The 26,367-nt window shown below is 67.2% G+C and carries 20 protein-coding genes; 6 read left to right on the forward strand and 14 right to left on the reverse strand.

All coding sequences use genetic code 11. From position 1 onward, the window contains the following. The 5 genes from GJR97_RS16035 to GJR97_RS16055 form a co-directional block, all read right to left on the reverse strand. A complete protein-coding gene (locus GJR97_RS16035) occupies nt 1–786 on the reverse strand; it encodes an SDR family oxidoreductase (RefSeq protein ID WP_324613603.1) in 786 nt (261 codons plus the stop codon). Between the two features lie 30 nt (nt 787–816). Continuing rightward, nucleotides 817–2,025 (reverse strand): DUF3500 domain-containing protein, encoded by a 1,209-nt coding sequence (locus GJR97_RS16040; protein ID WP_324613604.1) that lies wholly within the window; start codon nt 2,023–2,025, stop codon nt 817–819. A gap of 225 nt (nt 2,026–2,250) precedes the next feature. Then, nucleotides 2,251–3,060, reverse strand: coding sequence for an SDR family NAD(P)-dependent oxidoreductase (locus GJR97_RS16045; RefSeq protein ID WP_154347787.1), 810 nt, complete (start codon nt 3,058–3,060; stop codon nt 2,251–2,253). Nucleotides 3,061–3,068: 8 nt separating this feature from the next. Next, nucleotides 3,069–3,848: an SDR family NAD(P)-dependent oxidoreductase gene (locus GJR97_RS16050; protein ID WP_195760743.1), complete on the reverse strand. Its 780-nt coding sequence runs from the start codon at nt 3,846–3,848 to the stop codon at nt 3,069–3,071. Between the two features lie 40 nt (nt 3,849–3,888). Beyond that, entirely contained in the window at nt 3,889–4,863 is a 975-nt protein-coding gene (locus GJR97_RS16055) for an SDR family NAD(P)-dependent oxidoreductase (protein WP_154347789.1), read from the reverse strand. A 213-nt stretch (nt 4,864–5,076) separates the two neighbouring features. Here GJR97_RS16055 and GJR97_RS16060 point away from each other — a divergent pair, with 213 nt between their 5' ends. Further along, nucleotides 5,077–6,249, forward strand: a complete 1,173-nt coding sequence (locus tag GJR97_RS16060) for a sensor histidine kinase (protein WP_195760744.1) — start codon at nt 5,077–5,079, stop codon at nt 6,247–6,249. After that, nucleotides 6,246–6,920: a response regulator gene (locus GJR97_RS16065; protein WP_154347791.1), complete on the forward strand. Its 675-nt coding sequence runs from the start codon at nt 6,246–6,248 to the stop codon at nt 6,918–6,920. The genes GJR97_RS16060 and GJR97_RS16065 overlap by 4 nt, the downstream gene beginning before the upstream one ends. Nucleotides 6,921–6,953: 33 nt before the next feature. Here GJR97_RS16065 and GJR97_RS16070 read toward each other — a convergent pair whose 3' ends face one another. Beyond that, on the reverse strand, nt 6,954–9,362 hold the full coding sequence (locus GJR97_RS16070; protein WP_229276350.1) for a family 78 glycoside hydrolase catalytic domain: 2,409 nt from the start codon (nt 9,360–9,362) through the stop codon (nt 6,954–6,956). A 179-nt stretch (nt 9,363–9,541) separates the two neighbouring features. Here GJR97_RS16070 and GJR97_RS16075 point away from each other — a divergent pair, with 179 nt between their 5' ends. Together GJR97_RS16075 and GJR97_RS16080 are read left to right on the forward strand one after the other, a co-directional pair. Further along, entirely contained in the window at nt 9,542–12,487 is a 2,946-nt protein-coding gene (locus GJR97_RS16075; RefSeq protein ID WP_229276351.1) for a glycoside hydrolase family 2 TIM barrel-domain containing protein, read from the forward strand. 6 nt (nt 12,488–12,493) lie between these two features. After that, entirely contained in the window at nt 12,494–13,387 is an 894-nt protein-coding gene (locus GJR97_RS16080) for an alpha/beta hydrolase (RefSeq protein WP_154347793.1), read from the forward strand. Nucleotides 13,388–13,498: 111 nt separating this feature from the next. Here the strand turns inward: GJR97_RS16080 and GJR97_RS18855 are convergent, their stop codons facing one another. The 8 genes from GJR97_RS18855 to GJR97_RS16120 all read right to left on the reverse strand — a co-directional run bounded on the left by GJR97_RS18855 (nt 13,499) and on the right by GJR97_RS16120 (nt 22,919). After that, on the reverse strand, nt 13,499–13,717 hold the full coding sequence (locus tag GJR97_RS18855) for an SUMF1/EgtB/PvdO family nonheme iron enzyme (protein WP_324613605.1): 219 nt from the start codon (nt 13,715–13,717) through the stop codon (nt 13,499–13,501). A 199-nt stretch (nt 13,718–13,916) separates the two neighbouring features. Continuing rightward, entirely contained in the window at nt 13,917–14,828 is a 912-nt protein-coding gene (locus GJR97_RS18400; RefSeq protein WP_154347794.1) for a carbohydrate ABC transporter permease, read from the reverse strand. A gap of 25 nt (nt 14,829–14,853) precedes the next feature. Next, the gene (locus tag GJR97_RS16095) at nt 14,854–15,789 is read right to left on the reverse strand and encodes a carbohydrate ABC transporter permease (RefSeq protein WP_154347795.1); all 936 of its coding nucleotides are present in this window, start codon (nt 15,787–15,789) and stop codon (nt 14,854–14,856) included. Between the two features lie 5 nt (nt 15,790–15,794). After that, nucleotides 15,795–17,231, reverse strand: coding sequence for an ABC transporter substrate-binding protein (locus GJR97_RS16100; RefSeq protein WP_154347796.1), 1,437 nt, complete (start codon nt 17,229–17,231; stop codon nt 15,795–15,797). Nucleotides 17,232–17,312: 81 nt separating this feature from the next. Further along, a complete protein-coding gene (locus GJR97_RS16105; RefSeq protein ID WP_154347797.1) occupies nt 17,313–18,344 on the reverse strand; it encodes a LacI family DNA-binding transcriptional regulator in 1,032 nt (343 codons plus the stop codon). A gap of 9 nt (nt 18,345–18,353) precedes the next feature. Then, on the reverse strand, nt 18,354–21,137 hold the full coding sequence (locus tag GJR97_RS16110; RefSeq protein ID WP_154347798.1) for an alpha-L-rhamnosidase: 2,784 nt from the start codon (nt 21,135–21,137) through the stop codon (nt 18,354–18,356). A gap of 43 nt (nt 21,138–21,180) precedes the next feature. Then, nucleotides 21,181–22,476: an MFS transporter gene (locus tag GJR97_RS16115; protein WP_154347799.1), complete on the reverse strand. Its 1,296-nt coding sequence runs from the start codon at nt 22,474–22,476 to the stop codon at nt 21,181–21,183. After that, nucleotides 22,473–22,919 carry a MarR family winged helix-turn-helix transcriptional regulator gene (locus GJR97_RS16120; RefSeq protein WP_154347800.1) on the reverse strand — a complete coding sequence of 149 codons (447 nt, stop codon included), beginning with the start codon at nt 22,917–22,919 and terminating at the stop codon, nt 22,473–22,475. Before GJR97_RS16120 ends, GJR97_RS16115 begins: the two co-directional genes overlap by 4 nt. Before the next feature lie 133 nt (nt 22,920–23,052). On the opposite strand from GJR97_RS16120, the gene GJR97_RS16125 reads away from it, so the two are divergent. Beyond that, complete coding sequence (locus GJR97_RS16125; protein WP_154347801.1) at nt 23,053–24,429, forward strand: GH1 family beta-glucosidase; 1,377 nt, start codon at nt 23,053–23,055, stop codon at nt 24,427–24,429. Nucleotides 24,430–24,775: 346 nt separating this feature from the next. Beyond that, a complete protein-coding gene (locus GJR97_RS16130; RefSeq protein WP_324613671.1) occupies nt 24,776–26,185 on the forward strand; it encodes an MFS transporter in 1,410 nt (469 codons plus the stop codon). Nucleotides 26,186–26,367 lie beyond the last annotated feature (182 nt).

Consider the following 26,367-nt stretch of genomic DNA (forward strand, 5'->3'; position numbering starts at 1 on the left):
TCAGATGCTCCCGATCATTCCGCCGTCGACCCGGAGTACCGAGCCGGTGATGAACGAGGCACGCTCGCTGGCCAGGAACGCCGCGGCGGCACCGAACTCGTCGGGCCGGCCGTATCTCCCCACGGGGATCGTCGCCGCGCTCTCGCGCTCGACGTCGCCGATCGGCATGCCCTCCCGCGTGGCCCGCGCTCCGTCGATCGCGCGGGTGCGCGCGGTGGCGATCCGGCCGGGCACGAGCACGTTGCACGTGACGCCCGACGCGGCCACCTCCCGCGCGAGCGTCTTCGACCACCCGACCAGCGCGGAGCGCAGCGAGTTGGACACGGCGAGGTTCGGAATCGGCGCGATCACGCCGGAACTGGTGCACGTGACCACACGCCCCCATCCGCGGCTCTGCATTCCCGGGACCACGCGGTCGGCTGTCGCGAACACCGACAGGATCATGGAATCGAACCACCCGCGCCACTCGTCGGAGCTCACACCCAGCGCGCGGCCCGGTCGCGGCCCGCCGGTGTTGTTGACGATGATGTCGACAGGGCCGAGCTCGTCCTCGATGCGGCTCACGTGGGAATCGACCGCGGCGACGTCGGCCAGGTCCCATGCGACGGGGATCGCGGTCCCCCCGTCACGACGGATCCGCGCTGTCGTCACCTCGAGGTTGTCGAGAGATCTCCCCGCGGCCGCGACACGAACGCCCTCGGCCGCAAGGGCCTCGGCGATCGCGCCGCCCAGCCCTCCGCCGGCTCCCATCACCACTGCGACCCTGCCGTCGATGCCCAGCTCCACGTCTTCACCCTTCTCGCGCGGCCGCGCTCGTCATGCTCGTCCGCCGACCTCGGCCGCCGGCCAGCGGATGACCTCGTCGTCCCGATGGAAGACGTCGAGGTGCTCGTGAAGAACGTCGAGTCCGAAGTCCGCGACGGGGTCTCGCCAGGCCGCGTGGCAATGGTTCCCCTGACGCTGTGTGTTGTCGTACTCGATGAGTATCCGCGGACCCTGGATGCGGTAATAGTGCGGCCGCCCACGGTCGGCGCTTCCCGCCCAGGCGAAGTGCACGGCATCCAGATTCGCGCCGACGGAGTAGAACGCCGACTCCTCGGCCGCGATCTCGTCGGGAGCGCGGCCCGTGTACGCGGTGATCGTCTGCAGCAGCAGGGCACGCTGATCGGGGCTCAGCGCGGAGCCCGGTATCCCTTTGGGGTCGCGCGTCAGGCTCAGCACGGCGTAGGCCGCATCGTCGAAACCCGATCGCTCCTCCTCCCGATCGTGGATCGAGGAGATGTAGTCGGCAAGGCGCGGCTCGCGGAACCTGCCCCGCCAGACGTCATCCATCCGCGGCATCCGAGCGTCGTCGCCGATCAGCGTCCTGTTGCCTCCGACGATGTCCGCCGGAGCGCGGTCGAGGAGGGTCGCCAGATCGCGCTGGCCGGGGCCGAGTGCGTGGAGCAGGGCACGGGCATGGTCCTCTCCCGCTCCGAGCGGCCGCACGTGACCGCCGCCGACGAACCCGGCCTCGGCCGGGTCGCTGCCGAAGAAGCTCGGCGTCGCCGAGACGAGGCGACCGTCGACCACGAGGTTGTTCATGGAGATGTGGTGCCCTCCGAAGCGCCAGGCCCATGTTCCGCTGCCCGGCGTGCCGAACACGCGCAGGTAATAGCGCTGCGGATCGCGTCCCCGTTCCATGCCCCAGTCGATCCGCCACGACTCGAGACGATCGAGGATGTTCTCGGTGCCCATGATCACGCAGGCGGTGACATAGCCCTCCATGGAGAGACCCGACGACACGAGCTGCATGGCGAGGGACTGCTGCTGCGGAGACTGTTCATGCAGCGTCACTCCCCCGTGATCGGTGGGCGTGAAGAACCATGTGAGGCGATCGTCCTCCGAGGGTGACGCTGCACCGGGGCCATCGGCGACGGCGAGCGCGCGCTGCCCGGCGTCGAGCGACGCCAGCCATTCCGTCGCCGCGGAGGCCATGCGCTGGGCCACTGCTTCGCGGCCTCGGGTTGCGACTGTCTCACTCACGTCCGGAACATCCCTCCTGCTCCTGTGTCACCGCGTCCGTGCTCGGGCGCGGATCGACAGGAGCCGGTGACGCCTTGTCGAGTCCTGCGTCAGCGGTGACCAGGGCTTGCTTCGCACTCATGCAACCGCACCGGGCGCAGCCCGCGCCAAGACGAATCGACTGTCGGGCCCATATGCAACGCCTATGGGCCCGACAGCGCGGCCGGATGCCGAGGGCGCGGCCGCTCAGCTCACAGAGGTGAGCAGCTCCTTCATCTGGCCGGCGAGGATCAGCGTGGCGCGACGCGGCGCCAGTCGCGAGAGGCGGTCGAGCATGGTGACGTCCTTGCCGATCGTCACGCGGTAGCTGCCCTTCTCGATCGCGGCGACGATCTGGCGCGCCGCCTCCTCGGGACGTGTCGGCTCGGGTGCCGTGCGTCCCGCGCTGCCCATCGTCGGCATCGTGACGCCGGAGTTGGCGGTGATGTCCGTCGCGATCGCGCCCGGGAACACCACGGTGGCGGTGACGTTCGTGCCCTGCAATTCGGCGAACAGCGCTTCGGTGAACAGCTTCACCGCGGCTTTCGACGCACCGTAGGCGGCCTGCCCGGGCACCGGAGTCAGCGCACCCATGCTGGAGATGTTGACGATCGCGCCCTCGGGCCGTTGCCGGATCACGGGGAGGAACGTCTTCGTGGTGTTGACGACGCCCCAGAAATTGACGTTCATCACCCGCTCGATCACATCGAACCCGAGCTCGTCGATCGTCACGAACGGCTGGATGATGCCGGCGACGTTGACCAGTCCGTCGATGGCCGGGTGGAGCGCCGCGATGGCGTCGGGAAGCGCTGCCACTGCTGCTCGATCGGTGATGTTCACCGGGTGCAGCGAAAGCCGCTCCCCCACATCAGCCCGCCGCGCGGTCTCCTCCAGGCCCGCCTCATTGAGGTCCAGCGCCGCGACCCGCGCGCCCCGAGCGAGGAGCTCCAGCGCGAGTGCGCGGCCGATTCCGTTGCCTCCGCCGGTGACGACGAAGGTCTTGTCTGCGATCCGCATGAGTTCTCCTAGGCGTTGATCAGGGCGCCGCCGTCGGCGTGGATGTTCTGGCCCGTGATCCAGTGGCTGTCGTCCGAGGCGAGGAAGACGACGACGGGGGCGACATCGTCATAGGGGTTGCCGGCGCGCCGGAATGGGTTCGCCACGAACGCCTTCTGCACGTGTGCGCGCGCTTCGGGGCTGAGCGAGGTGAGGCCGCCCGACGCGTTCTCGGTCAGGCCGTTGGGGCAGAGCGTGTTGACGCGGATGTTGTACTGGCCCCACTCACGGGCGACCACCCGCGAGAGTCCACGCACGGCTTCCTTCGACGCGGCATAGGGGGCATAGAATTCGTCGCCGGCGATGGCCGCCTCGGAGGCGAAGTTGATGATCGAGGCGCCCGCGCCCTCCTTGTCCCGCAGGTGCGGGAAGCACAGCTTCATCAGGTGCCAGTACGCGTAGACGGAGCTGCGCATCTCGAGGTCGAGGTCGTCGATCGTCTTCTCGAGGAACGGCGCTGGGATGGTGATCGTGTGGGCGTTGTTCACCAGTACGTCGATCGTTCCGAACCGGTCGACCGTCGCATCGATGAAGGCGACCAGGCTGTCGTACTCCATGATGTCCACGGTCATCGCGAGCACCTCCGCGCCCTGCTCCTCGCACAGTCGCGTGGTCTCTGCGAGCTTCTCCGCGTTGCGCGCGCAGATGGCCAGCGAGGCACCCTCTGCGGCCATGCGGATCGCCTGCTGCTTGCCGAGGCCGCTGGAGCAGCCGGTGATGAGGACGACTTTGCCGTCGAGCTTTCCCATGATCGATTCCTGTCTGTGTTGTCTTGTCGGTGCGCGGCGATCAGCGGACCGGAAGGATGCCCTCGTCGTTGGAGAGGCCGGCCATGAGTTCGCCCGGCACGCGCTCCCGCAGGACGTCGATGGCCCAGGCGTCGGCATCGGTCGTGATCTGGCGCACGACCTCGGGCTGCGACCACAGGCCGATCTCACCGTCCGCGGCGAGCTTGAACAGGTTGCCCGAGATGGCGGCGGCGTCGTCCGAGGCGAGATAGGCCAGGAACGGGACCATGCCCTCGGCCGTGCGCTTCATCGCTTCCGGGGCACCCGCCTCGATCATCTCCGCGGGAACGCCCTGCATCCGGTACGTCGCGGCGGCGTTATACCAGGCACGCGTCTTCGCGAGCGGCGTGTATGCGTTCACGGTGATGCCGGTGCCGCGGAGGTCACCGGCGGCGGCCTTCGTGAGCGCGACGATGCCCGCGTTCGCGGCTCCGTACGCGGCATACCCCTGCAGTCCGAGGAACGCGTCGGAGGACGAGTTCAGGATGCGTCCGTAGCCCTGTGCCTTCATGTGCGGGAGGGCGTGGTGAATCAGGTTGAACGCGCCCTTCAGCTTCGACACGACGCTGATGTCCCACAGCTCCTCGTCCATGTCGGCGATGTTGCCGACCCAGTTCGACGACGCGTTGTTGACGATGATGTCGATCCTCCCGAAGCTGTCGATCGCGGTCTGGACCATCCGGCCGGCGCTCGCGAAGTCGCCGACATCGCCGAAGAACGGCACGGCCTCTCCGCCTGCGGCCACGATCCGGTCCGCCGTCGTCTTCGCGTCGCCCTTCACGCTCTCGAGCGCGGCGCGCTCTTCATCGGTGAACGGGATCTCGGTCTTCTCGAACGCGTCGAGGGAGGAGCCGGGCTTGCGGTTGTTCGTGATGACCTTCGCGCCGTGCTCGGCGAGGCACACAGCGACGTCTCGCCCGATCCCCTGACCCGATCCGGTGACGATCGCAACCTTGCCCTGCAGCAGTCCAGACATGCCGTTCAACTCCTTCTCAGTCGGCAGCACGGTGCGCACCGCCGTTCCTCAAGACTTCCGCAGCGACGCTTGCTTGTCGTCGTCCGGCGAGATCGACCGATGTACTCCATTTGAAGTAGGGTCGCGAAGTCTGCCTGATCTGTCCGCATCGCCGATCGATCGACGTGCCCCCGGACCCCCATCGGAGTGGCCCGGACCGCGACAATGGGAGTCATGTCGATCCCGGAGCCCGAGCGCGTCGAGCTTCCCCCGTGGTACCTGAGCAGCCGAATGCTCGACCGAGTATCCATCGCCGGGGGAACAATCGCATGCGTTGCGCAGGTCGTCGTCCTGATCTGGACCGGCGCCGGACCGGCGGGTTATGGCGCACTGGCATTGCTGATCGCTGGATTCGCTCTGAGCCGCCGGTTCGGAGTATGGGGACTCATCCCGGCCGTTCTGGGCGCTGTTCTCGGGATCACGTTGTCCGACGGCTACACAGCTGGGTGGATCGTCGTTCTGTCGATCATCTTCTCCGCAGGGCTGCGCGGGCCGGCCGTGTTCATAGGCGGCACCCTGGCCGGGCTCGCGCTCTATTTCGCGACCGTGGGCGTCGAAGCATCCGGGTTCGACGACCCTCTGGCGTACGTGGCGCTGAGCACCACAGTCGCCGCCGCCGCGACCGGGTACGCGATCCGGGCGCACGAGATCTACCTGCTGACGCTCCATCAGCGTGCCCAGGATGTGATCTCTTCCAGGGATCTGGAGGTGACTCGTCGAGTGGCCGAGGAGCGCCTACGCATCGCACAGGACTTGCACGACGTGGTCGGCCACGAGATCGCCGTCATCGGCACGAACCTCGGAGTCATCGACGTGCATCTCCCGCCGGGCGCATCAACCGAGCGCGCAGCGCTGGCGAATGCGCAGAGCGGGGTACGGCGGGTTCTGCAGGAGACGCAGCGCATCCTCGGTGTTCTTCGGCGCGGCGACAAGACGAGCGGCAGCACGCTCATGCTGCCGACGATCGAACGCATTCCTGAGCTCGTCAAGAACCTCGAAGCATCCGGCGGCGAGGTCCGGCTCACCATGCCCGATGGAGAGATGTCGATTGATCCGTCCGTGAGCGTCGCCGCGTTCCGAATCACGCAAGAGGCTCTGACCAATGCGCATCGGCACGGATCAGGTCCCGTTGACGTGGGCATCCACCTCTCCGGCAAGAAGCTGATCATTGAAGTGGAGAACGGAGTCGCCGCAGATTCCCGCCGCGCAGTCGGTGGTCGTGGCTTCGGTCTGATCGGCATGCGTGAACGGGTGGAGGCCGCGGGCGGGCTCCTCGACATCCACTCCGACGAAGAGATCTTCCGCGTCACGGCGACGCTGAGGACCGATGGCGGGTCCGTCCGATGATCCGGATCCTCATCGTCGACGACCAGGAGATGATCCGGGTCGGCCTGCGAACGATCTTGGAGTCTCAGTCCGACATGGAGGTCGTCGCGGACGTCTCCGACGGGATCCGGGCACTGGACCTGCTGTCGACCGAGCAGGTGGACGTCGTCCTCTTGGATCTGCGCATGCCCGGGATGGACGGAGTGCAGACCACCAGCCGAATCCGGGAGTCGACGGTCGGTGAGAGCGTCCGGATCGTCATCCTCACAACCTTCGACCAGGACGAGAACGTGCTGGCGGCCCTGCGCGCCGGCGCCAACGGCTTCCTCAGCAAGGGGGTGACTCCGGCCGAGCTGCTCGGCGCCGTCCGAGACGTGGTCGCAGGCGGCGGGGCGCTCTCTCCTGCAGCCGCACGCGCCCTCATCGAGCACGTCAACGATCAGCGCAGCCCGGCCGTCGTCGTCGAACTCGCTGCACGGTTCGACGCGCTGACGGCCCGGGAACGCGATGTCGTCGCCGCGATCGCGCGGGGACGGAGCAACGACGAGATCGCGGCGGAGATGTTCGTCTCTCCCTACACGGTCAAGACACATGCCAGCCGAGCCATGCTGAAGGTCGGCGCACGGGACCGCGCGCAACTGGTGTCCTTCGCTCTTCTGTCAGGATTGCCGGCGTTCAGGCCGCCCGAATAGCCACGGCGCCCTTCACCCCCCCCATCGACTCATTCAGGCGGTGCGGAGAGGGACGTCGAACTCGTGCCGACCAGGCCCCACCTTGACGTCAGGCACGCCGGGCAAGTCCACCACCGCCGCGCTCCCCTCCGGGACCACCGCCTCGAGTCTCATGGAGCCGTGCTCGATCGACCACCGGACCGAGGCACGCCCGTGGGGCGTATCGAGGTCAGCCCTCGCCCACGTCAGCCCGCCGCCCGGGCGGGGAGCAATGCTGATGGTCCGGTAGCCCGGTTCGGCGGGGGCGATCCCCGCCACGACGCGGTGCATCCACTCCCCGACGGCGCCGAAGGCGTAGTGGTTGAAGCTCGTCATCTCGCCCGGATTGATCGACCCGTCCGGCAGCATCGAATCCCATCGCTCCCACACCGTCGTGGCTCCCATCGTCACCGGGTACAGCCAGGACGGGCACTCGGTCTGCATCAGGAGGCGATACGCCGTCTCGAGATGCCCGGTCTTCGAGAGCGCGGGAAGAATGAACGGCGTACCGGCGAACCCCGTCGAGACGAGATGGCCGGCCTCGCGCACGAGGTGCGCGAGCCGATCCCCTGCGGCTTCCTGCTCCGATTCGTCGAGCAGGTCGAACGCGATCGCAAGGGCGTAGGCGGTCGGCGAGTCGCTGTGCACACGACCGTCGGATACGAAGGCGGTGTTGAATGCACGACGCAGCCTCTCGGCCGTGCGGCCGAACTCCGCAGCGTCTTCGCTCCTGCCCAGGGCGTCCGCAGCGCCTCGAGCCATCATGGCGGACCGATAGACACACGCCGTCGCGACGACGACCGGATCCGTCTTGCCGTTTCCCGGCTTGCCTGGAGGCGCGTCGGGGTCGAGCCAGTCGCCGAACTGCTCCCCACGGAGAAGCCCATCGTCGGAGACCGCGAGGGCGATCTCTCGCGCATACGCCGCCATGGAGGGGTACTCGTCCCGCAGCACCTCGAGGTCGCCATATGCCTCCCACGCCGCCCAAGGCACCCAGCAGGCCGCGTCGTGCCACAACGCGACCACGGGATGCTGCGCGCGCGCGAGCCGCCACGACATCCCTTGACGCTGCTCGAGTTTGAAGCTGTCCGGCACGATGAGCGGGATCGTTCCCCCGGCGTGCTCCTGCTCGACGGCGAGATCCCGCAGCCAGTCGTGCAGGAACGACTGGACGTCGTACAGATACACCGCCGTGCCGACGAAGGCCGAGAGATCACCCGTCCAGCCGAGGCGCTCGTCGCGCTGCGGGCAGTCGGTCGGCACATCGACGAAGTTGCCCCGCATTCCCCACACGATGTTGGAGTGCAGCTGATTCAGCAGCGGGTCGGAGCAGGAGAACCATCCGATGCGTTCGAGATCCGATCCGATGACCACCGCGCGGATCGCCGTTGCCAACTCATCGTCCGAGCCCGGCCAGCCGTCCACCTCGACGTAGCGGAACCCATGGAAGGTCAGCGTCGGCTCGAAGACGTCGTGTCCCCCGCTGAGCACGTACCGATCGGTGACCTTCGCGGTCCGAAGCGGCCGCAGCCCGATCTCCTCGTGCTCGAGCACTTCGGCGTGGCGAAGGGTCACCGCGTGACCCGCGCCACCCGTGACCTCGAGCCGGGTCCACCCGACGACGTTCTGCCCGAAGTCGATCAGAGTCGCGCCCGCCGGAGACCGCCACACACGTTGCGGCGCCAGCTCCTCCTGCCGCCTGATCGGCGGACCGATGTACGGCGTGAGTCGGACGTCGTCGAAGTCGACGGTCACCACGCCCGACCACCCCTCCGGAGCCGGCCCGGGACGCGACCATCGGTCGTCCCGCTGTCGTGCGTCTATCGTTTCGCCGTCGTAGAGATCGTCCGAGAGGATCTCACTCGGGCCGGACTCCCATGACTCGTCGGTCGCGACCGTCTGAACGTGGCCGTCCTCGAAGTGGATCCGGAGCTCGAGGAGCGCGGCGCGCGACGTCCCGTACAGAGCGCGTTCTTCGGCGAACCCGAGGCGACCGGAGTACCAACCCGCACCGAGCGTGACAGCGATGACGGACTCTGGTTCGACGAGGGCGGTCACGTCCCACTTCGCATAGCGCAGTCGCCATTCGTAGCTGGACCATCCGGGGGTGAGGACGTCTGCCGTAACCGGCCGACCGTTGAGGGTGACGTCGCACACCCCCAGTGCCGTCGCGAGGATCTCCGCCGACACGACGGCGCCATGCCCGGCATCGCACCGGAACGACCGCCGAAGGCGTGGCGCCGAGTCCCGATGGCGATCAGGTCCGATCATCCGGGCCTTCCACGTGCCGGGGAGAGCGCCCTTGGGGGCGTCGGTCGGAGTTGCCATCGTGAGCCACCTTTGGAATCCGATTGCCAACCCTTGGGTTTCATCAGGGATCGGCCTGCAGGTCTGGATGGCCGGGCGACATGCGGATTGAGCCATCGTGACCGGTCACGGCTACAATAGCACTCACCATCTGGCCATCGGAGGCCGGATGGGAGCTTGTCGCAGCAGAATCGGGAGCACCAACGATGTCGCCACACCCTGTCGGACCCTTCGATCGCTCGGGACTGCATTCTGTCAATCGCTTGCCAATGTCCTCGCTACGGCGTGAACCCGAGATGGCGCTCGATGGACCGTGGCTCTTCCAGCTGCGCGAGTCCGACACCGCACGGGGCGGCACCCCGTGGGAGACCGTCGATCTGCCGGAACTCTGGACGATGCGGTCTGCAGGCGGCGACATTCCCCACTACACGAATGTGCCCATGCCGTTCCCCGAGGCGTTCCCCGACATCCCGTCCCGCAACCCGATGGGCGTCTACCGGCGCGAGGTGTACATCGACGATCCCGCGGACCGGCGGCTGATCCTCCATGTCGGCGCCGCCGAAGGCTACCTCCGCGTCGCCGTCAACGACCAGCCGGTGGGAACGAGCGGCGACTCGCATCTGGCGGCAGAGTTCGACATCACCGACTTCGTGACCGCCGGCCCCAACACGATCGAGCTGGCAGTCTCGAAATGGTCCGCCGCGACGTACATCGAAGACCAGGACCAGTGGTGGCATGCCGGAATCTCCCGGTCGGTGTCGCTGTACACCGTGCCCGAGGTCCGCCTGCAAGACGTCCGGGTCGACGCGGACTTCGACGCTGACACCGGCCTCGGAAGTCTTCGTCTGGTCGCGCAGACGTCCGGGCTGCGGGGCAGCTACGAAGCAAGCCACCGGATCCGGGTGCGCGTGCTCGGCACTGAGTACGTGGCGCAGGTGTCGCCCCGATTCGCATCCCCGACGATGCCCAAGCCCTCGCGCGATCGCAGCGTGCGGCCGCCGCAGCGCCTGCCGGACGACTACATGGACGCCCTCAGCATGGCAGCCGCTGACGCCCCGCTGCCGCCGGAATGGCGCGCCAATCCCGATGCGATGTGGTGGCTGGCGCCGGACGCCGCCCCGCCCGGCGACGCCGAACTGGAGCTCACCGAACTCGACGTCGCGCCATGGTCGGCAGAGACTCCCCATCTCGAGACGGTCGTGGTCGAGCTCCTCGACGAGGATGACGCGGTGGTGGACCGCGCCGAGTATCGTGTCGGCTTCCGTCGGGTGCGCATCGTCGCCAAGGACCTGCTCGTGAATGGACGACGCATCCTGATCCAGGGCGTCAACCGCCACGACACGGATCCGCACCGCGGGCGCGTCATCACACGGGACAGGATGCTGGCGGAACTCTCGCTGCTCAAACGCTGCAACGTCAACGCCATCCGCACCTCCCACTACCCGAACGATCCGCAGTTCCTCGATCTCTGCGACGAACTCGGCTTCTACGTCGTGGACGAGGCGGATGTCGAGTCACACGCGTTCGCCTCAGCGCTGATCGACGATCCGCTGTATCTGCCCGAGATCGTCGAACGAGTGTCGCGAATGGTGATCCGGGACCGCAATCATCCATGCGTGATCACGTGGTCCCTCGGCAACGAGTCGGGATACGGCCCTCCTCACGACGCGGCTGCGGCATGGGTCCGTCGAGTGGATCCGACGCGGCCGGTGCAGTACGAGGGTGCGGTCGCATCGGCCTGGTACTCCGGACACGCCGCGAGCGACATCGTCTGCCCGATGTACCCGTCCTTCGCCAGCCTGCGTGCATACGCCTCCGACCCGCGCGCGGATCGTCCGCTCATCACCTGCGAATACGCATACTCCCAGGGGAACTCCACGGGCGGATTCGCGCAGTACTGGGAGCTCTTCGAGTCGCTCCCCGGCCTTCAGGGCGGCTTCATCTGGGAGTATCTTGACCACGCCCTCGACCCCGACCGCAGCGGACGGGGCCGGTTCGGCGGCGACTTCGGAGACGAGCCGAACAACGGTGTGACCCTCCTGAACGGGATCGCCTTCGCGGACGCGACCCCCAAGCCGGCGATGCTCGAGGTCCGCGGCGTGTTCTCGCCCGTACGCATCGCCGCGACACCCGAGGAACTGCACGCGGGGCGCGTCCGCCTGCGCAATCGCCAGACCTTCGCCGACTTCGACGCCCTCACGATCCACGTTCGGGTCGAGCACAGAGACGGTCCCGGTCCTGAAGCCCTGCTCGTTTCGCCGTCTGTATCTCCCGGTCGCGAAATCGCCGTGACGCTCCCCGACCCGATCCTCGACGAGCTCCGAGCCGACACTGCTCTCGCCGTCACGGCAGTGGTCCGCACCGCGACGGACACCCTCTGGGCGCCCGCCGGCACTGAGCTCTCATTCGAGCAGGTCGAACTCCCTACCGCCCATGGCCGGCTGCCGCAGGCAACAGCACCGGGCGGCTGCGACGACGGATCGATCTCGGACGCGCTGCTCGCCGGAGCGCCCCGACTCGAGCTGTGGCGTGCCCTCACCGACAACGACATGTCTGCGGCCCTGGACCAGCGGTTCGTCCGTTCGGGCTTCTTCCGACTCGACGCCGTCGAGACCGACGTGCAGTCGGGGCCCACGAGCCGGACGATCCGAACCCTGTATCGCGCCGCGTTCGGCGATACCGTCGAGCACACACGGATCCTGTCCCTCGCCCCGAACGGCAGCTACCTGTTCGACGAGGAGGTCGTGCTTCCCGAGGCCTCCCACGACCACCTGCGTATCGGAATGGTCTTCGAGCTCGTCGCAGGCTTCGATCGCGCCGCATGGATCGGATACGGCCCGTGGGAGAACTACACCGACCGCCGCACTGCGGCCATGCTCGGGCGCTGGGATCTCCCGATCGACGACCTGGCCGTGCCCTACCTCAGACCCCAGGAGAACGGCACCCGCAGCGGCGTGACCCGGTTGGAGCTCAGCGGCGAGGCGGGCCGTGCGATCGTGACCTGCGATCGTCCGGTGCACGTGAATGTCTCACGTCACTCCGTCGCCGACCTGGAGTCGGTCGACCACTGGTGGGAGCTCCCGGCCCGCGATGGGACGGTTGTCCACGTCGACGTCGCCCACCGTGGGATGGGCACAGGTCGGCTGGGACCTGACACCGGCATCGCCCACCGACTCACCCAGACCCGATACCGGTGGCGGTGGCAGCTCATGCTCGAGTCGGCGACAACCGAGGAGAGCTAGATCCCGATGGCCACGCAGGACCACGCGCTTCGCGCGAACGGATTCGACTTCTCCGTTCGGACGTATCCGGCGGACGCGCCCACCGGCGCGGCCCTGGTCTGGCTTCACGGCGGCGCCTTCATGGGCGGCACGGTCTCCATGCCGGAGGCCGATCAGGTCGGCGCGCGCCTCAGCGCGCTGGGGATCACTGTAGTGTCGGTCGAGTACACGCTCGGCCCACGGCATGCACTGGCCGGACCGCCTCTGCCAGAGGACGGCGGGCCGGGCGCGACCGAGGAGATGCGGGCAGCCGCGATCGCCTCGCGACGCCCGCGGTCGCCGTACCCGACGGCGTCCCTGCAGACCGTCGAGGCGTTCGAATGGACACGGCGCATGGCGCCGGAGTGGGGAGCGGACCCCGACCGTGTTTGCCTGGGCGGCGCGAGCGCGGGGGGCAACCTCTCGGCGGGTGCGGCAGTGCGGCTGCGCGACGCCGGCGGGCCCGGTCCGCGCGGGCTGATCCTCGTCTACCCCACCCTGCACGCGAGCCTGCCTGAACCTGATCCAGAACTCCGGGCATTCCTCGTGGACCTCAGCCCCGGCCGGGACTTCAGCCCCGACCATGTCGCGTCGATCACCGAGACGTACCTCGCCGGCGCATCGCCCGACGAGGTGTACGCCTTCCCCGGCGGACACGACATGCGGGGAATGCCGCCGACGCTCATCGTCAATGCGGAACGCGACCGCCTGCGGTCATCCGGGGAGGCCTTCGCGTCGGACCTCGCCCTTGCCGGGGTCGACGTGTCCGTCGTGCGCGAGCGCGATGCGATCCACGGCTTCCTCAACACGGTCGGTGATCCGGCCGGCGAACGGACGCTCGCGCGCATGGCCGCGTTCGTGTCGGACTCCCGCGCTTCCTAGCCGCGGCGCGGCGTCGCCTGATGTGCCACCCGTCTTCAACTGTGTCGTGGACCGGGAATTGCCTTGGGAAGTGTTGGCGTGCCATCCATCGGCGTCGACTCCGACATCACGTCACGGGTACTTCTCGCCCTGGCTTCCGTCACGGGAGGCGTACTCCCGCTCCGCTTCGCTAGGCAGACGGCACCCGCCCAGACAGGAGGCCTGCGCGTCGTTCCATCTGACATGCACGACCAGGTGGTCGCCGATTCCGTCCAGCGACGATCCCGCCCCGCCCGGCCCACGCCAGTCGGGCGCGCCCGCCACGCCACCACGGCGCCTGTCGTGGCACACCCAGGACGTCGTCGTCGGGCGCGGTCACGGAGAGATGGAATGCCATCGGCGATCCGGCCGCCGAACGCACGCTTTCACGCATGGCGGCCTTCGCCTCGGACTCCCGGGTCCGGTAGACGCGCAAGCTCCAGCGCCGCCCATCGACGGGACGAGGCCGGCGCCCGGGGCGGCGCTCCTCGTCCCGCCGTGGCGGGTAGTCCTACTTGAGGGCACCCGCCCCCAGGCCCTGAACGATCTGCTTCTGGGCCAGGAGGTACAGGATGATCACGGGGACCACGGAGATGGCCGTGGCAGCGAGCAGGATCTGCTCCTGCGGCGTCTCGGAGTTCACGAAGCTCGTGAGACCGCGCTGGACCGGCATCAGGTTGTCGTCGCGGAACAGCACGAGGGCCATGAGGTACTCGTTCCACACGCCGAGACCTTGGATGACCGCGACCGCAGCGAGGCCCGGACGCGCGAGCGGCAGGATCACTCGGGCGAAGATCGTGAACGAGGACGCACCATCGAGGGCGGCGGCCTCCTCCAGATCCTTCGGCTGATTGACGAAGAAGCTGCGCATGATCAGCGTCGCGACGGGGATGCCGGCCGTGATCATGACGAGCACGTAGCCCACTGGACTGTTGGTGAGCCCGAATCCGATGAGCAGCTTGTACTGCGCGATGAACATCGCAGGTGCCGGAATGATCAGCACCGCCAGGATCACGAACATGAACACGTTCTTGCCCCAGAACTCGAGCCGCGCGAGCGCGTACCCAGCCAGACTCGACACGATCAGGATGCCGAGTACTGAGGTGAGGGTGTAGATGAGGCTGTTCGTCAGGTAGACGGCGAGGTTCCCCTCGACCCATGCCGTCGCGTAGTTGCCCCAGAGCAGTTCGGTCGGCAGCAGACTGGCGCCGCGATACAGCTCCTGCAGGGACATGAGAGAGCCCGTGAGCAGGAAGAAGATCGGGAACAGAGCGGTCAACGCGGCGAAGATGAGCAGCGCGTAGAGCAGCACCTGCTCGGCGCCCCACTTCCGCCGCCGGCGGCCGGCCTGCTCGGTCCGAGGGGGACGCGGCACTCCCGTGACTACCGCGCGAGTGGACGTCGATTCGGTCGAGATCACCACGTCGACCCTCCTTTGTTGCGGCGGGTCATGAGCGCGACCGCCTCTGTGTCAGGCCGAGCTGGATCAGCGCCAGCAGGACGAGAGCACCGCCGAAGATGACGGACATCGCAGCCGCGACGCCGTAGCGGTGGCTCGTGAAGGCCTCTGTGTAGATGACGAGCGTGGGCACCATCGTGTGGTAGCCCGGCCCGCCGTTCGTGAGCACCTGGACGGTTCCGAAGATCTGCAGGGCCCCGAGGAGGCTGAGCAGACCGACGATCGTCGTCACGGGGACGAGATGGGGCCACGTCACGTAACGGAACTTCGCCCATGCCCGGGCGCCGTCGAGGCTCGCTGCCTCGTACTGTTCAGCGGGGATGTCCTGCAGCCCAGCCAGGAACAGGATGAAGCCGAAGCCCCAGTGATACCAGACGAACGTCACGGCGACGGATCCCAGAGCGAGAGCCGGGTCCCCCAGCCAGTTCTGCTGGAGACCTTCGAGCCCGATCGAAACCAGCAGCCGGTTGATGATGCCGACGCTCGGCTCGTACAACCAACCCCACATCAGACCGATGACCACCACGGAGAACACGCCAGGGATGTAGTAGGCCGTGCGGAAGAACGACCGTGCGCGCCGGGCCTTGTGGACGGCCATCGCCATGCCGAGCGAGATCGCGTTGCCGATGAAGAAGCCGATGACAGCGAATGCGAGCACGTTCTTCATCGACTCCCAGAACACCTGGTCGCCGAACACTCGTTCGTAGTTCTCCAGCCCGACCCACGGCGTGTCCGGGCTGATGCCATCCCATTCCTGGAAGCTCAGCAGGATGGCCTGCGCGAACGGCACGAGCGTGAAGAGGCAGATCAGCGCCGTGGCGGGGAGGAGGAAGAGCAAGCCCACCGCGTGCTTGCGATAGGGCCACCGCTTGCGCGGCGCCAGGTCCTGGCGCCGCGCAGCGGCCACTGCGGTCGGGGTGGTCATGTCGATCAGCTTGACTGGTCCTGGGCCGTCTGGACCTCTTCGAGGACCTGCTCGACCGTCTTCTCTCCCAGAACGATGCTCTGCGAGCCGCGGATGATCGCGTCGTTGACGTCAGCCGTCAGCTGAACCGGCACGATCTGGATGTCGCCGATCGCGGACGCCATGCCGGCGATCTGGTCCGGGACGGCGAGGCTGTCGAGAAGCTCCGGGTTCGTCGGGATCATGCCCGCTTCATCGACGAACACCTTCTGCTGCTCGGGCTCAGTCAGCCACTTCACGAAGGCGAGTGCCTCGTCGACGTGGTCGCCCTTGGCGTTGACGGCGGCGCCTCGTCCGGTCACGCCGGGCGATCGCGGCTCGTAGTCCCCGTCCGAGGCGGCGGGAAGCACCATCGAGACGTAGTCCGTGAAATCAGGCGCCGTGGTCTTGGCGACGGCGACGGCCCAGGAGCCGTCGAAGATCGCGCCGGTGTCCTGGATGTTGAAGAAGGACTTCTCGACGGTGGGGTTGTCGTCCGAGCCGCCCGGCAGCGCGTCGTTGGCGATGACCCCGCCCTCGGTCAGGTCCACCAGGAGCTGGAAGGTGTTCTCCCACGCGTCGGTCGTCCAGGGCGCATCCCCGGTGAACGTCGCGTTGATCTCCTCATCCGTCATGTAGTTGGACGCGTAGGACTGGAGGAGGGAGGGAGTGAGGCTCGCGGCGACGGAGAACGTGCCGTCGTTGAACTCGTCGATCATCTCATCGATGGTCGTGGGCGGGTTGGCCGCGTCGATCCCGGCGGTCTCGGGCTGGACGAGCAGGCCGAAGGTCGCCAGTTCCCAGTACGCGGCGTACGAGCCGGCGGGAACCTCGAGCGGGTTGCCCTCTGGGAAGGCAGTCAGCTCGAGCACGGCAGGCGTGAAGTTGTCCGACCACCCGTCCGCCAGCTCGTCGTCAAGCCGAAGGGCCCATCCGGCCTTGTAGAAGGGCGCCATGTCAGTGGCGCCGACGGCCGTGTAGACGTCCGGCATGTCGTTGGCCTGAGCGGCTGCCTGCAGCTTGGCCACGTAGTCGGCCGGCCCTGGGGTGTCGACCGTGACGACGACGCCGGTCTCCTCCTCGTACTGCTCGGCGAGCATCCCGAGAGCCGCTTCCTGACCGCGTGAGTGGTTCATCATGGTCAGTTCCACCGTGCCGCCAGACGCATCCGAGCCACCCGACGAGTCCGCCGCGGAGCAACCCGCGAGAAGAAGGGCCGATACCGTGACGAGCGATCCGGTCGCCACCGCGAGCTTGCCGCGTCGCCGCATTCCTGCGTGCGCTGAGAGTTGGTTTGTTCGCATTGTCCTCACCTTTGAATGACTGACGGATGGGTATGTCCCAACCGCCGACAGCTGATTGGGATCTCCATTTGGCAACCGAATGCCAAGACCGATGGTAGCAACAAAATCGTGACCGGTCACGTACTTAACGAAAATGAGACATCCGCGACCGCGAGACGATGCCGAGCGGGCGGGCTCCCCAGCGCCTGGAACGCGGCGGAACTATGCGGTGGCGGTCGACTCCCGAACCGTCAGCGTGTGCGTGACGATCGCGACGGGCCCCGTGCCACCCGCCGGATGCGGGTCGCTCAGCGCGGCGAGCATCGCCTCGAACAGCATCCGAGCCGCCATCCGCATGTCGAACTCGAGGGTCGACAGACTCGGCGTGACGAGCTCGCCGACGAGGAGACCGTCGATTCCGAGCACCGCACACCGCTCCGGCACGGCGACGCCGGCGGACACCAGTTGCTTGAGCGCTCCGACCGCGATCATGTCGTTGAAGCCGACGATGGCATCGGTCTCCGGGTGCGTCTCGAGCGCCTGCGCGACGAACGCCATCACCGCGCCTGTTCGCGGTAGGTGCTCGTCGGGAAGCTCCACGATCGTCGTTGCGAGCCCCCGGGCAGCGGAAAGTCGACGGAAGACCTCGGCGCGTGGGGACGGCCCCGCCTCCGTCGGTACGTCCACCATGAGGATGTGCCGACGTCCTCCGTGCGTGAGGTGGTCGAGCGCCGCGGACATTCCCGGTTCGTAGTCGATCCCGATCATCGGCCGGTGACCGCCACGGGCGAGATCGGCGAACCGCACGACCGGCAGGTCGCCCACGAGGTCATCGAGTTCGGCGTCGTCGATGAGGAGATAGCCCACGATGGCGTCGACCTGCGTGGCAAAGCTCGAGAGCACCCGCTTCTCATGCTGCTTGTCACGTTCGATCTCCTGGACGAGCACTGTCCAGCCCACTTCCCCCGCCACGGCGATGAACTCGGAGGCGAGCTCGGCGAAGTACGCATTCGTGAGGTCGGAGACCACGAGCCCAACGGTCAGAGTGTCCTGCTTCGCGAGCCCTCGGCCGAATCGGCTGGGCCGATATCGCAGCTCACGAGCGACACGGAGCACATGCGCCTTCGTGTCGGCGCTGATCCCGGGCATGTCGTTCATCGCCCGAACCACGGTCTGGCGCGACACGCCCGCCTTCACCGCGACGTCTCGGATACTCGCCCGCTCGGGCTGGCGCGTCGTTGGAACCTCGCTCACCTGATCACCCTATGCAACCGATTCGCCACGTAGGGCGTCGAGGCGCCGTTCGAGACCGTCGCGTGCCGACGCTCGGCGGCCTTCGCCCAGCAACTCGGCGACCGTTCGCCCGCGGAGCCAACGTGTGTGAGCGCAGATCTCCTCCGCGAGGCCCGGCTCCACCTCGTCGAGAGAGTCACGGAGCGCATGATACGCGCTCGGCTGGTCGATCAGCTCGGCCAGCGAACTCGCCAGCGAGATCGGCTCGCGCTCGGGCTCGGATGGCGCCGCGGCGCTCCATCGATGCTTCCCCGAGCCGACAGTGGCGCGCTGACCGTCGGGGAGCTCCACCTGGGCGGTCGTATTCGGCGGGACGGTTGCGACGACGATGATCGTCTGTCCCGCCCGTCGCCAGTCGACGCGTGCGCGGCCGTATGGGGTGGTGTGTTCGACGAAGGCATGATCGATGCCTGGTAGTGGTGTCGGCGCGATTCGCATCACTCGATACCCCGCCTCGGCCGGCGCGAGCCCGCCCACGACGCGATGGAGCCAGTCTGCAATCGCTCCGAACGCATAGTGGTTGAACGAGGTCATCCCGCCTGGATTGACGGATCCGTCCGGGCGAAGTGAATCCCATCGCTCCCAGGTCGTCGTGGCCCCCATGGACACGGCGTACAGCCACGACGGGTTCTCGGTCTGCATCAGAAGTCGCGCTGCCTCGCGCATCTTGCCGCCGCCCGTCAGAGCGTCCTGGATGACCGGTGTTCCCACGAACCCGGTGCCGATCCGGTAGCCGTTCTCTCGAACGAGCTCCGCGAGACGGGCAGCCATGATCTGGCGTCGATCTTCGGGCGCCAGATCGAACTGGAGCGCCAGCGCGTACGCGGTCTGGGAATCAGACATCATGCGCCCTGCGGGCGTGACGTACTCGTCGACGAAGGCCCGCTTGACCGATTCGGCCAGTTCCTCGAACCGCTCGGCATCCGTCGTGCGGCCGACGATCGCCGCCATCCGTGAGGCGATCTGCGCGGAGCGGAAGAGGTAGGCCGTCGCGACGATGTCGGGATTCGTAGCTCCCTCTCCGGCGTTCTCGGGCGGAGCCGTCGGGTCGAGCCAATCGCCGAACTGGAAGTCGCCCGACCAGAGATGATCCGGACCTGCCCGTCGAGCGATCACGTCCAGCCAGGCGCTCGCGCTCGCGAATTGATCCGCGAGGAGGGCACGGTCGTCGTACCGCTCGTACAGCACCCACGGCACGACGGTGGCGGCATCGCCCCACGCTGCGGCTGGCACCGGAGAGGAGAGCACGTTCGGAACGACGAACGGAACGATCCCCTCGGCAGCCTGTTGCTCCAATGTGAGATCTCGGAGCCAAGATGCCAGAAAGCCGCGAACGTCGAAGAGGGACGCGGCGGTCGGCGCGAAGACCTGGATGTCTCCAGTCCACCCCAGACGTTCGTCGCGCTGGGGGCAGTCCGTCGGAAGCGAGAGGAAGTTGCCCCGCATGCTCCAGACCGCGTTCTCGTGCAGCCTGGTGATGAGCGGATCCGAGCATCCGAACCAGCCGGTACGCTCCATGTCGCTGTGTATGACGATCGCCGTGACGGCGTCGGGATCGAAGTCCCCCGGCCAACCGGAGATCTCCGCGTAGCGGAACCCGTGGAATGTGAACTCCGGTTCCCAAGATTCTTCGTTCTCACCGCGAAGGATGTACGTATCGGTCGCTGCCGCGTTGCGGAGCGGGCGCACAGCGAGTTCTCCGTCCTCGAGGACCTCAGCGTGCCGGAGCATCACGGTCGTGCCACGTGGTCCCTTCACCCGTATGCGCAGCCGCCCGACGAGATTCTGCCCGAAGTCCACGACGATGCGTCCCGAGGGCGACTGCAGCACGTCGCACACGGCGATCTCCTCGATCCGTCGAACCGCTGGCGAACGGCGGGCCTCGGGCTCCCGCGCCTCGCCGACGACGGCGGCGGGTCGCCAATCCGAGTCGTCGAACCCCGCGAGTGCGAAGCCTGGGTGCTCTCGACGAGCGTCGAACCGCTCGCCGAGGTAGATGCCGCTCGCCTGCACCGCCCCTGTCGCTGTGCGCCAGGTGGAGTCCGTGATGACCCGAGACTCATCACCATCGGCGAACTCCAGCACGAGCTGAGCGGCGACGTGTGGCTGGTCGGCGTAGACGCGCTGCTGGCGACTCGGCGGACCGTACGATTCAGTGGCCCACGCTCCGGCGAAACGGATACCGATGGCGTTCGACCCGTGAAGGACCAAAGAGGTGACGTCGGTGGTCTCGTGGACGAGACGATGTGAATACGATGTCCAACCGGGCTTGAGGACCTGGTCATCCACGTCCACCCCGTTGATCGCGACTTGGTACGCGCCGAGAGCGGTGGCGTACAGCGTAGCTCGGCGGATCTCCTTCGTGATGGAGAACTCGGTACGCGCCAGCCCTGGTTGTGCGACGTCATCTGGCGCGGGGAGCGCGATCGCGTGCGCGGTCCAATCGCCCTCCTCGAGGAACCCACCCACGACGTCGACTGGTTCGCTCCAGTCGCTGGAGCTTCCGTCCACACCGAACACGCGTACACGCACGCGCGACGTCTCTCTCGGAGACAGGGGCGGAAACGGCCAGGGCACGAGAACGGAAGCCCTGCCGTTCACGTGCGCGCGAATCGACCCATCGCATTCGATCTCCGCCGATGCCTGCATCCAGCCACCTGTTTCGGCGGAGGTCGTCCACGTCAGCGGGGGTGCGGGCGTCATCACGAATCCGTCGCCGGAGGGCTGTTCGATACGCAAGGTCGTGGAGATCATCGGCGTTCCCTTCCGGCGGCAGGATGCGCCGCCCCGTGACCGGTCACGATGTTAGTTCGCCTGCCGCGGTCACCTCAACCTGACTCGGCGATGGAGACTCGTCGATCGAGAGGCGATACCAACTGGTCGGATGGCGTCTGATCCGGTGCGAGGCGATCAGCCAAACCGATCCGACTGCGCATGCCGTGATGGCGGCTATGGCACTGAGCGTCACGCCCGCCCGAGCGCCGAACTCCGACGCCACCCAGCCGACGATGGGCGCGCCGATGGGTGTGGCGCCGATGAGGATCGCCATGTAGATGGCGAGGACGCGCCCGCGCAGCGTCGCGGGCGTCGAGGTCTGCACGTAGCCGTTCGCGGTCGTGAGCGTCGTCTCGAGCGCCACCCCGAAGACGACCAGAGTCGCCGCGTAGCCCCAGTATGTCGGCATCGAAGCCGACACCAGCCCTGTCACCCCGAGCACGGCACTCGCCGCGATGATGGTGTGGAGTCGCGCGCGGGCCCTCTGTGCGGCGACGAGCGCCCCGGCGAATGCTCCGACCGCGACGAAGGAGGTCAAGAGGCCGAAGCCGGCGGCGTCCTGATCGAACTCCAGCGCCATCGTCGAAGCCATGATCGCGAAGTTCATGCCGAGGGCTCCGATCAGCGCCACCATGACGATGATGACCACGAGGTCGGCACGCCGAGCCACATAGCGCACCCCGTCGGAGAACCCGGATCGGGCCAAGGGCGGAGCGGTGGGCTCTCGTTCCTGCCCGCGGCCGATCGCAATGAGCGCCGCGAGCATGGCGAGGAAGCTCGCCGCGTTGATGAGGAACACCCAGCCCGGACCCACCGCCACGATCAGTAGGCCGGAAACTGCAGGCCCGACCATGCGTGCACCGTTGAAGGACGCCGCGTTCAAGGCGATCGCATTCGAAGCATGTTCGCTCGTCACCAGGTCCGAGACCAGTGCCTGACGCGCGGGGCCATCGAATGCGATCACGATCCCGAGCGCGAGCGCCAGCACGTACATCATCGGCTGCGTCAGTGCGCCCGCGAGGAGCATCGATCCGATGAGGATCGAAACAAGCATCGAGGCGAGTTGCGTGGCCATCAGGAGGCGGCGACGGTCGAAGACGTCAGCGACCCATCCAGCGACGCTCACCAGCAGGAGCGGCGGAGCGAACTGCAACGCCATCGTCATCCCCATGGCAGTCGCGTCGTGGTCCGTCAGCACGGTCAGCACGACCCAGTTCATGGCGGTCGCCTGCATCCAGGTTCCGATGTTCGACACCGCTCCCCCGATGAACCACACTCGGAATCGCCGCGACGCCATCGAGCGGACGACCGTGATCATCGGTCGGCGATCTCGTTCAGGATGACCGTCGCGCGGCGTAGGACTTCGCGGTCGGAGTCCGACAGTTCAGCCAGTGCGTCGTCCATCCACGCATCACGTCGACGAACCGTTTCGGTCACGACTTCCGCTCCTCTCGCGGTCAGGGCGACCCGCACCCTTCTCCGGTCGCCGGCATCCGTCGCCCGAACCACGTACCCGGCCTGCTCCAGGGCGTTCACCGCGTAGTTCATCGATGGAGCGGTCACTCGCTCTCTCTGGGCCAGTTCGCCGAGCGTGTGGGGACCGTGGCTGCTGATCGCCGAGAGGATCGCGAAGTGTGCATCGCTCATCGTGTCCACGACGCGCTCCGCACGGAGCCTCCGCGAGAAGCGGAATGCCGCGATCCGGAGTTCGAATCCGAGGGCAAGAGATGCAGTCTCGTCGGGAGCTCGATGGACATCCATTTCATTAGAGTATCTAATTAGAGTCTCTAATTCAATCGAGAGAGGACTCGCTTTCAGGGTTCACGGGGCGAGCTGACTAGGCTGCCGGACAACCGGTTGCACACGCTCGAGTGCATCCAGGAAGGGGCGCCCAATGCAACTCCCGACCCAGCTCACGCTCGGAGTGGCCACCGCTGCGTACCAGATCGAAGGCGCAGTCGACGAGGACGGGCGCGGTCGTTCGATCTGGGACGTGTATTCGCACACGCCGGGACGGATCAAGGACGGCACGAACGCCGATCTCGCGCTCGATCATTACCATCGACTCGAAGCGGACCTGGATCTGATCCAGGAGCTGGGGGTGCAGGCGTACCGCTTCTCCATCGCGTGGCCACGCGTCGTTCCAGGGGGCATCGGAGTGGTCAATCAGGCTGGGATCGACTTCTACTCTCGGCTCGTCGATGGCTTGCTCGCACGTGGCATCGAGCCCATGGCAACGCTGTACCACTGGGACCTGCCCCAACCACTGGAGGAGTCGGGGGGATGGCCGGCACGTGAAACCGCGGTCGCGTTCGGCGAGTACGCGGCAACGATAGGTACGGCGCTCGGCGATCGCGTGAACACGTGGACGACCTTCAACGAGCCGTGGGGCTCGGCGTACCTCGGGTACGCCTCGGGCGCGCACGCACCGGGTCGGCAGAATGCTGCGGACGCATTCCGCGCGGTCCACCACCTGAATCTGGCCCATGGTCTGGGGGTGCGAGCCCTTCGCGATGTGGTGCGGGCGGATGCGGTTCTGTCGACGACGCTGAACCTCCACACATTCCGACCCGCCGGCCCGACTGGTGAGGAAGCCCGTGATCGGCTCGAAGCGATCGCCAACGAGGCGTTTCTCGCGCCGATGTTCGATGGGCGGTTGAGCAAGCGCCTGGTCGAGCTCACGCAATCGATCACCGACTGGGGATTCGTCGATGACGGAGATCTCGCTGAGATCAGCCGCCCGATCGACGCGCTCGGGATCAACTACTACTACACGAACTCTGTGCGCATGCGGTCACCAGGCGACACCACGTCGCCGGGGTTGCAGTGGCCCGCCGCCGAGGGCGTGGAGATCCTCCCGAAACAGGGACCCCTCACCGAGATGGGCTGGAACATCGACCCGGCTGGGCTCACCGAGCTGCTTCTGGCGCTCCACCTGCGCACCGATGGGTTGCCGTTGATGATCACCGAGAACGGAGCCGCGTTTCCTGATGCGGTGGACGGAGACGAGCGCGTTCGTGACGTCGATCGGATCGACTACCTCCGCGAGCACCTTGAAGCCGCGACGGTGGCGATAGAGGCAGGGGTGGATGTCCGGGCGTTCATCGTATGGACGCTGATCGACAACTTCGAATGGAGTCTCGGTTTCGCCAAGCGTTTCGGTCTCTACCGAGTCGAAACAGGCTCGCTTCGCCGCATACCGAAGGACAGCGCCGTGTGGTTCCGGGACGTGATCGCCGCGCGCGACACCGCGGTACCTGCACCGGCGTGAGCCGGCACGATCATCCGGCGTCCGGCGACCGCGACGCCCTTCGCGCGTTCGCGATGGTGTCGGAGTAGCGACCGCGACGGGGAATCCGCTATCGAAGCCAGGTCCAACCGGTTGCCGTCCCGCCAGGCCCGTCGGAGCCCAAGACGCGAGAAACTGCACCTGATCCAATTTGGCAATCGCTTGCTATTTTCGTTGCCGCGAGGTTTACTTGGTCTACGCACCCCGCTTGCGGACCAAGACAGCACGCAGGAACCCCTGCAGGTCGCACTGACAAAGGAGTTGGATGATGGCGAAGACCCGAGCCGAGAGGGCCACGGATCCGGATCGGCTGCCGGCCGGCAAATTGATGGCGTGGGCTGGAGCGGGAATGTCCGCGGCCGCGAACTTCATCGTGCTCGGCTATCTCTCGATCTACGCCACGGACACGCTCGGCATCTCTGCCGCCATGGTCGGTGTGATCATCCTCGTGAGCAGCCTGGCGAACGTGGTCGGCGGCCTCGTTGCGTCCTGGATCGTCGACCGCAGCCCTGAGACGAAGTGGGGCAAGGCGCGCCCGTACGAGTTCGCCGTCATCGGCGTGTGGCTGGCGACCTGGCTTCTCTTCTCGACGCCCGCCGGCCTCGGGGACGTCGGGCGCGTGGTATGGGTCTTCGCGATGTTCCTTGCGATCAACGTGCTCTTCGACACGCTGCTCCGATCGAACGACACGCTGTACATGGCCCGGGCCTTCGCCAACCGTCGCGTCTACGCGAAGGTCTACACGCGAGCCGGCATCTTCACGACGATCATGGGCATCATCATGACCGTCGGGCTTCCCGTGGCACTCAGCTGGGCGGACAAGGACCCGGCGCGCTGGTCCATCGTCATGGGCGCCGTCGCGATCCCGCTGGCCGCGCTCGGCATGACCCGCTTCCTCTTCGTCAGAGAGGAGTACCAGACCGCCGACACCGGCGCACCGCCCGTGAAGGTCCGCGACCTCCTCGCCACGCTCGGCGCCGGGAAGTGGATCTGGCTCATCGCGGGCCTGTTCTTCCTGAACAGCGCGATCAATGGCGCGAACATGATCTCGTACTACTTCCGCTACATCGTGGGCGATCTCGCCCTCCAGGGCATCGTCGCAGGCGCAGGTGTACTGATCCTCCCCCTCATCCTGCTCTTCCCCAAGCTCATGAAGCGGTTCGGGATCTCGCAGATCATCATCGTCGGCTGCACCCTCGGCCTCATCGGCACCGGGTTCTACTTCTTCGCCAACGGCAGCATCCCGCTGCTGATGATCGGAGGCATCCTCGGCGGTCTCGCTTCCCTTCCCCTGTCGTACCTCGGCGGCGTCATGATCCTCGACGTCTGCGCCTTCAACGAATGGAAGGGCAAGCGTCGCCTCGAGAGCACGATGGGAGCCGTCACGGGCGTCATGGGCCGGATCGGCATCGGCATCGCGGGCCTGGTCGTCGGTCTCCTGCTCAGTGCGTCCGGCTACGACGGCACCACCGACGTGCAGACGGATGCGGCGAACAACGCGATCGTCGGCCTGTTCGCCGGCGTCCCAGCCTTCGTGTTCCTCGGCATCATCGTCCTCATGTTCTTCTACCTGCACTTCGACCTGAAGATCCTCCCGCAGGTGAACGCCGACCTCGACGCGCGCCGAGCCCAGGCCTCTGCCGACGCGATGACCCGCGAGGAGGAAGACGCCGCGGTTCCCCTGACCGCCGCGGCGGCGATTCCCGGCGAGCAGGCGAACCCGCCACACGACATGTGACCTCGTCCCCTCCCCTGCCTGGAGGCGCCGACCGCTCCCGCGGCCGGCGCCTCCAGTTCGTTCTTGATCGATCGCCGCTGAGGAGTCACGGGTCGGGCGCCCCGGTTCGGGCCCGCGGTCCGAGCGGTCGCGGACACCAGCGGTACCGCCACTCCGCCCCCGGGGTCCGCGAGGAGCACTGA

Source organism: Agromyces kandeliae (assembly GCF_009674665.1).
Lineage (GTDB): Bacteria > Actinomycetota > Actinomycetes > Actinomycetales > Microbacteriaceae > Agromyces > Agromyces kandeliae.

Bases quoted from the DNA above. Each gene is read 5' to 3' on its own strand.
- GJR97_RS16050 (WP_195760743.1), bottom strand. From the start codon at position 3,848: ATGGGAAAGCTCGACGGCAAAGTCGTCCTCATCACCGGCTGCTCCAGC.
- GJR97_RS16070 (WP_229276350.1), bottom strand. From the start codon at position 9,362: ATGGCTCAATCCGCATGTCGCCCGGCCATCCAGACCTGCAGGCCGATC.
- GJR97_RS16125 (WP_154347801.1), top strand. From the start codon at position 23,053: ATGCAACTCCCGACCCAGCTCACGCTCGGAGTGGCCACCGCTGCGTAC.
- GJR97_RS16065 (WP_154347791.1), top strand. From the start codon at position 6,246: ATGATCCGGATCCTCATCGTCGACGACCAGGAGATGATCCGGGTCGGC.
- GJR97_RS16075 (WP_229276351.1), top strand. From the start codon at position 9,542: ATGGCGCTCGATGGACCGTGGCTCTTCCAGCTGCGCGAGTCCGACACC.
- GJR97_RS16110 (WP_154347798.1), bottom strand. From the start codon at position 21,137: ATGATCTCCACGACCTTGCGTATCGAACAGCCCTCCGGCGACGGATTC.
- GJR97_RS16095 (WP_154347795.1), bottom strand. From the start codon at position 15,789: ATGACCACCCCGACCGCAGTGGCCGCTGCGCGGCGCCAGGACCTGGCG.
- GJR97_RS16045 (WP_154347787.1), bottom strand. From the start codon at position 3,060: ATGCGGATCGCAGACAAGACCTTCGTCGTCACCGGCGGAGGCAACGGA.
- GJR97_RS16120 (WP_154347800.1), bottom strand. From the start codon at position 22,919: ATGGATGTCCATCGAGCTCCCGACGAGACTGCATCTCTTGCCCTCGGA.
- GJR97_RS16115 (WP_154347799.1), bottom strand. From the start codon at position 22,476: ATGATCACGGTCGTCCGCTCGATGGCGTCGCGGCGATTCCGAGTGTGG.
- GJR97_RS16055 (WP_154347789.1), bottom strand. From the start codon at position 4,863: ATGTCTGGACTGCTGCAGGGCAAGGTTGCGATCGTCACCGGATCGGGT.
- GJR97_RS16080 (WP_154347793.1), top strand. From the start codon at position 12,494: ATGGCCACGCAGGACCACGCGCTTCGCGCGAACGGATTCGACTTCTCC.
- GJR97_RS16130 (WP_324613671.1), top strand. From the start codon at position 24,776: ATGGCGTGGGCTGGAGCGGGAATGTCCGCGGCCGCGAACTTCATCGTG.
- GJR97_RS16060 (WP_195760744.1), top strand. From the start codon at position 5,077: ATGTCGATCCCGGAGCCCGAGCGCGTCGAGCTTCCCCCGTGGTACCTG.